Genomic DNA, 6,854 nt, shown 5'->3' with positions numbered 1-6,854 from the left:
CATTCGAGAGCCAGATTTATTCCATCGATTCATAAAGACCCTGTAGGGATCCTGCGTCAAATTGCATTAATTGAGCGTTGATAATGCACTCTTCAAGCTGACTGATTGAGGGGTGTGCAAACAGTTGTTGAATAGAAAGGTCAACCTCAAAGATTTCATTAACTTTTGACTGGAGTTGCAGCACCAGAAGCGAGTGCCCACCGAGTTCAAAGAAATTGTCATGACGACCGACCCGATCTATTTTCAGTATCGTCCGCCAGATATCTGCCAGTTGTTCTTCGGTTTCCCCTTGTGGTGCTGCATATTCCTGAGAGCTGACTGATGAATAGTCCGGAGCAGGCAGAGCATGGCGATCCAGTTTTCCGCTCACTGTCAGCGGGAAAGCTTCCAGCATGACAAAGGCGCTGGGAACCATGTGTTCGGGCAGGCTGCTACTCAACTGCTCCCGCAGTTCGGAGATGCCTGGTGTGATGTCTGAGTCAGGAACGATATAAGCAACCAGCCGCGTATCTGCCGTATCATATTCACGGGCAATGACGACGACTTGTTGAACGCCTGCGCACTGAGCCAGACGGGTTTCAATTTCCCCCAGTTCAATGCGGAATCCACGGATCTTGACCTGAAAATCGTTACGACCCAGATATTCGATATTACCATCTGACATCCAGCGCCCCAGATCGCCGGTTTTATACAGACGAGTGTTTGGGGAAGTGGCAAAAGGATCAACTATAAAGCGCTCTGCCGTCAGTTCGGGACGATTCAGGTAACCGCGGGACACGCCGGAACCACCGATATAAATTTCACCTGTGACTCCCAGAGGAGCGGGTTGGCCATTAGGATCAAGAATATAGATTTGGGTATTAGCCACCGGTTTACCGATACTGGGAAGCGGCAGGGAGCTATCCACCGGACAGAAGGTAGCTTGAACAGTACATTCTGTTGGCCCATAGGCATTGATAAAACGGGTTGTTTTTATCTGCTGTAAACGCGACCATACGGCAGGGTGAATGGCTTCCCCGCCAATTAATGCCAGTTTGGGCTGATAACCGGTACTGGTGCCTAAGCCCGTGTTTAACAATCCGTGCAGCTGTACGGGAGTGCAGTCAAACATATCTACTTTATGATGTTCGAAATAACGCCAGAGCTGTGGCCCATCGGTACGGATAGCGTTCGGAATGATGACCAGCGTATGACCGGCAAGCAATTGCGACCAGCTTTGCAACGAGGCATCAAACACGATGCTGGCATTCAGCGCTACGCGACTTGACGGAGCGAGATCGAGCATCAACTGTAATCCGATATGAAGGTTGATGACGTTGTGGTGTTCTACCATGACCCCTTTGGGCTTTCCGGTGGAACCGGAGGTGTAGATCACATACGCAAGGTGGTGTGAGTTCAGCCCACATGTACGGTGATCGGGATTTGTATCCGGCATCTGGTTAAAGGGTGATGAATTGCTGTCATCCAGCAGCACGATTGTCGGGGTATTTTCCAGTCGGTCAGTCAGGGAGGATTGGGTGAGCAGCGCGACGGGAGCGGCATCTTCCAGCATATAGGCCAGCCGTTCAGCCGGATAGGCCGGATCGAGCGGAACATAAGCGGCTCCGGCTTTGAGAATCCCCAGTAATCCGACGATCATTTCCGGGCTGCGCTCTACACAAATAGCAATCCGGTCATCGGGTTGCACCCCTAACCCAATCAGGTAATGTGCCAGCTGGTTGGCCCGGCGATTTAATTCATCATAAGTCAGTTGACTGTCACCATAAACCAGCGCCATCGCTTCTGGTGTATGGTCAACCTGTTGCTCGAATAGCTGGTGGATCAGAGCATCTTTCGGGTAGGAGACGTTTGTTGCATTAAAATCACAGAGTACCTGCTGGAGCTGATGTTCGTCCATTAACGGTAAATGGCTAATAACCTGCTGGTCATCATCGGCTATGGCTGCTAACAAAGTGAAAAAATTGTCCATTAGCTGAGTGATAAACTCAGAATCGAACAGTTTGGTATCGTAATGAAAACCGCAATTAATCTGCTGATCAATTTCAATGAGATTAATCATTAAGGGTACAGGCATTTCAGCATAATAAGGATATGGGAAAGAGCGGAGTTCTGCGCCTCCCCAGTCCACGGTGGTGGTACCGCTCTGATCCATCCATAACGATGTCAGGTTACTGACATATCTGGGTTGCTGGAAAGTCATGGTTGTCTGAAAAACTGGATGAGTATCCGCATTGCGCTGTAACTTAATGTGCTCCAGTATTTTCGAAAAAGGGTATTTTTGATGCTCAATTGCCTGACGAATGCTTTTAGCAGCCTGTAAGATATGTTCCTGTACTGTCATCTCACCCTTGATCTGGGCGCGTAAGGCAACCGGATTGATAAATTCTCCGACGACTTTGCCCCAGAGAGAGCGGCTACGACCGGGCATGATAGAGCCGACCAGAATATCATCCTGACCTGTATAGCGATGTAGCAAGAGTTGATAAGCAGCCAGAAAAATTGCAAACAGGCTATTATGATATTTTGGTGTCAGTGCAATTAATTTTTCGGCCAGTATATCGGGGAGTTTACGAGTAACCGTAATTTTATCTGCTACCAAAGAGGGGGCACTGACGCTTGATTTGCTGCTGACGGGTAATTGTAATTCGGTTAACTCACCACTGAGATTATCAACCCAGAATTTCTGTTGTTTTTTTGCATTGTTACTATTAAGCCACTGCTGTTGCCAGGTAACATAATCCTGATAACTCTGTTCTGAGACAGGAGGTAATTCCTGCCCGGTTAAAAGTATGCCGAGTTCTTCCAATAATATCCAATAGGACCAGCCATCAACGGCAATATGGTCAAAGGTTAATACCATGACACATTCCTGATCATGGCATTGATACCAACTAACATAAATACGCAGTGGATTTTCGAGATCGAAGGGATACCAGCAATCATTGTGGACTAGCTGTTGAAGCGTTTCTGCATCCAGATCCCGGGCATCGTGTTTTTTGATTGTAACAATTGCATTTTCTGCTATTTGATATCCCAGTTCACCGCCATATTGACCAAAACTAGCCCGTAACATAGGGTGGCGTTTTATCAGATGATTAAGTGCCTCTTCTAATTTCTCAGCAGTTAATCCTCTGACTCTGGCACAAAATGCACTATTATTCTGCCCCCTCTGGGCCGGGTTAATTTGATATTGAAACCAACGGCTGCTTTGTGCTTCAGATAAAGCAAATGGTTTCAATGTTTCAGGATGATTCATTTTATAGCTCCCCTTTTATGGGCATATGGAAAAACAAAATTTTCAGAACTGATAAAACAAAAAAATGGAACAGAATTAAAGCCAAAGACGTTGGCTAAATAAATTTCAAAGAGATATATTTTCTAATAAGAAAATTAATGTGGCGAAAGTATTACACAATAAAAAAAATAACAACGATAATATGAGTGGGGTTTTCTAGGAAAGTTATAAATTAATTTCATCTTTATATAAACTGTTTCTTGTCTTTATTATTGAATTTAAGGTAATGGATTATATATTAAATAAAGTTATTTTACAGAGTGACAGCAACGTTATTGTATATCGAATTTTATTAGAGATCAGTTGTCTTTCGTATTGCCACTATTAATTTTTAATATTAAAGAGCATTTTAAATAATAATACATAGTTAAAAAAAAGAGCCTGTTTCAATAAGGCTCTTAAAATGGGCGAGGATATATTTATTATAAATATTTTTTGATCTGGATCATTTTTAGCTAGGATGATGACTACTGGTTTTTATCTCCTTAATATGTCCATCTTCCAATTTAATCACATGTTCTGCAATATCAAAATATGCATCATCATGGCTAATAACAATAACAGTCTTGCCACGGGATTTTAGCTCCGGTAATAACTCAGTATAGAAGATCTTTTTAAATACAGGGTCTTGATCCGCAGCCCATTCGTCAAATAGATAGATAGGACGGTCTTCTAAATATGCAGCAACTAAAGCTAATCGTTTTCTCTGACCAGCGGAAAGATCAGTCGTTGAAAATTGCCCGTCAATTACTTTGACTTTGTGACCCATGTTTAAGGCTTCAATATAGTGAGTTGCTTTTTCAGTAACATTCGTACCGGTATTTAATAGTTGATCGAATAGATGATAATTGGAGAAAACGGCCGAAAAATACTGACGATAATGTTCATTATTCGTTTCATCCATTTTGATGCCATTAAGTATGATAGAGCCGGATTCTTGTTCGAACAAACCGACTAATAGCATGGCAAGTGTTGTCTTTCCACTCCCGTTACCTCCGACAATGAAAACTATTTCACCCTGAGAAATAGTCATGCTCATAGGCCCTAGTTTAAATTCCCGGTCTTCTTTGTCAGTGGTGTAGTGGTGAATAATATTTTTTAACTCAAGCGATAATGGTTTTTCGGTTAAAAATGGATCCGGGGAGTTAGCCTGCTGCACATACAAAGATTCTTCCAGTTCGTTATCCAGTCGCTTCATTTTTTGTAATGAGACTTCCGCCTGCCTTAATTCAGGAATGGCACCGATAACCTCACTGATAGGGCCAGACAAAAACAGAACAATCAGAGTTACTGTCATTAAAGTTGCCGGTTCCTGAGGCAGCCAGATAGGAATGACAAAAATCATCAGGCCGATAACAATATAGAAGATCACAGAACCGGCATTCAGTACCCAGGCATAGTTATTGTTTGCCTTGATACAGATCTCTTTAAATTTTAGTGCAGCAGGGGAAATAACGTTATCAATAAACGCATTACCTTTTTGTCTATTAAGTTTCAGTTCTTTGCTGCCATCGATCAGTTGCTGAAAGTTGAGGTAGATTTTATCTACCTGCTCACGCATTTCTTCCATCAGGCGTATAGGACGTTTTTCCAAAAAATAGAAGAGAGAAGCGGTTACCAGACAGACAATAGCCAAAATGATAAATAGCTGCCATGAAATCCAGGCTAAATAACCGAAACAGGCAATGATAAGTGTGATATTACCAAAAACAGTCGGAGCTAACATAAAAGAGTGGATAAACACATCAACATCTTTAGTCAGAACGGCCAGCAACCCATGTTTCCCAAAGCGGTTCAATTTTTTAAAAGGTGCCCGTAATATTTTATTACTCAGGCTTAGACGCAGCGAATAAATGGTTGCCTGAGTCAAATGTGACAACATAATTTCTGATAGTGTTTTCGTAACAAAAAAAAGAATACAGAGACCAAAAAAGTTCCAGATAAATGAAGTCAGATTAACCGTTCCTGTAATTCCCTGGCTAATCATACCGACTACTGACGCCCCGGAAAATCCACTGATCAATGCAAATATTGTTGATAGAAGCAGCAATATCCAAGATTGGCGATAAAGATAAACAATTAGAGTCATAAACTAAACCATTATAGGAGGTTATAGGTAATATAAAAAATATACACCAGCCAATGAGACCCGTAATGGTTATTTTTTTCTGGTGAAAATTCAAGGAAGATTTATGAATGAAAATATGAATAAAGTTAAACCGTGATAAATTTCACAGTTCACATATAACGGGTTTTTCCTTAATTATTAGAGGTGGTCTTTTTCCTTAATAGATAGAAGTTATTATAATGGTGGAGGCTGTTGGATCTTGTTAGTCAGAATGATTAATAAGAACATGGCTAAATAGTCACGCTTAGTTACACAATAACATCACTCATAATATGAATCGAATTTATCAGGAAAACGTAGGTGAGAATGATTGATGGAATATTGAGAGTGATTCTAGTTTGGTTAATAAAAATCAATAGTTGATGATTTATTTTTATTTTGAACAAGGAAATAGTAATTCTCTAGAGTGTTAATTGCATAATGTAACTGGTAAGGTACGTGATAGTAATAAATGGTGTTAGGTAATCATACATAAGGAATAAAAGGAAAATAAGATGTTTTAGAAGGAGTCATTTTTCATATCCTGTGATTTCTACGTTGTATTTTTGCTATAAAAGATAATAAGTCTTATTTTTAAATTCGAGTGCATTTTATACCTGAGCCAGCCTCTCTATTTGATTAGAGGGACTGGTTTTTATGTTATTCAAATAAACCAAGATCTTCTGAGAGGTGGAGTGGTTTTTTTATTATTGTGCTGCTTTATGAAATTCATTAAGTATATACTCTGTTTATATTTTTGATTTAAATTAAAATTTCTAATGTTTTAATGGATGAAGATCACAATAAACTCGCGATGTAATAAGTTACAATTAAAGTTTATGATTAGATAATCATTGGAAATAAATAACAAATTCAATGTTAACTTTAACAATATAATGGTTATTATTTTTAATTATATATTTTTATGAGTAAAGCATGGAGTCTATTTACTATGATTAAGAGTGTGATAATTGATGTATTAATAGTAAAGCGGTTTAATAAAAGTTAATGTTGAGTGATATATGGTAATGACGTAGCAGAGATGAAACTATGAATAAGAGTATTAATTCTACATTGTGGTTTTTAAGGCTAATAATATTTGAATCGTTGAAGTAAGTATCCTAATTATAATGAGGTAATATATGAAAGAGTTAAATCAAAAAGAAATGGAACAAGTCGCTGGTGCTGGCTGGAAAGAGTTCGCTAAAGGGATTTTTGGTGTGTTTGAAAAAGTAGGTGAAAGCATAGTAGACGGCTTGGAAGAGGCGGGTATTGTCTCTAAAGAGAAGGGAGAGCATATTAAGGGAACTATGAAAAAAGGGGAAGCATTCGCAGACTCAGTTATTGATAATGTTTAATTAATTATTCATATGGCAAGAGTCACCCATTCTATTTTATTAGAGTGGGTGGTTTTTTATAGACCACAAATTATTCTCTATAGAGTAAAAAAAC

General features: G+C 39.8%; 3 protein-coding genes. 1 reads left to right on the top strand and 2 read right to left on the bottom strand.

The genetic code is table 11. The features are described from left to right. Positions 1 to 16: 16 nt before the first annotated feature. Together AACS92_RS10765 and AACS92_RS10760 are read right to left on the bottom strand one after the other, a co-directional pair. Positions 17 to 3,256 (bottom strand): non-ribosomal peptide synthetase, encoded by a 3,240-nt coding sequence (locus AACS92_RS10765; protein WP_099111211.1) that lies wholly within the window; start codon positions 3,254 to 3,256, stop codon positions 17 to 19. A 490-nt stretch (positions 3,257 to 3,746) separates the two neighbouring features. Continuing rightward, positions 3,747 to 5,384 carry a cyclic peptide export ABC transporter gene (locus AACS92_RS10760; protein WP_099111210.1) on the bottom strand — a complete coding sequence of 546 codons (1,638 nt, stop codon included), beginning with the start codon at positions 5,382 to 5,384 and terminating at the stop codon, positions 3,747 to 3,749. A 1,160-nt stretch (positions 5,385 to 6,544) separates the two neighbouring features. Here AACS92_RS10760 and AACS92_RS10755 point away from each other — a divergent pair. Continuing rightward, on the top strand, positions 6,545 to 6,760 hold the full coding sequence (locus AACS92_RS10755) for a hypothetical protein (protein ID WP_099111209.1): 216 nt from the start codon (positions 6,545 to 6,547) through the stop codon (positions 6,758 to 6,760). The last annotated feature ends 94 nt before the right edge of the window (positions 6,761 to 6,854 follow it).

The sequence above is a fragment of the Xenorhabdus sp. KJ12.1 genome (genome assembly GCF_963876495.1).
Lineage (GTDB): Bacteria > Pseudomonadota > Gammaproteobacteria > Enterobacterales > Enterobacteriaceae > Xenorhabdus > Xenorhabdus stockiae.
This window is presented reverse-complemented; position numbering and strand designations above follow the sequence as displayed.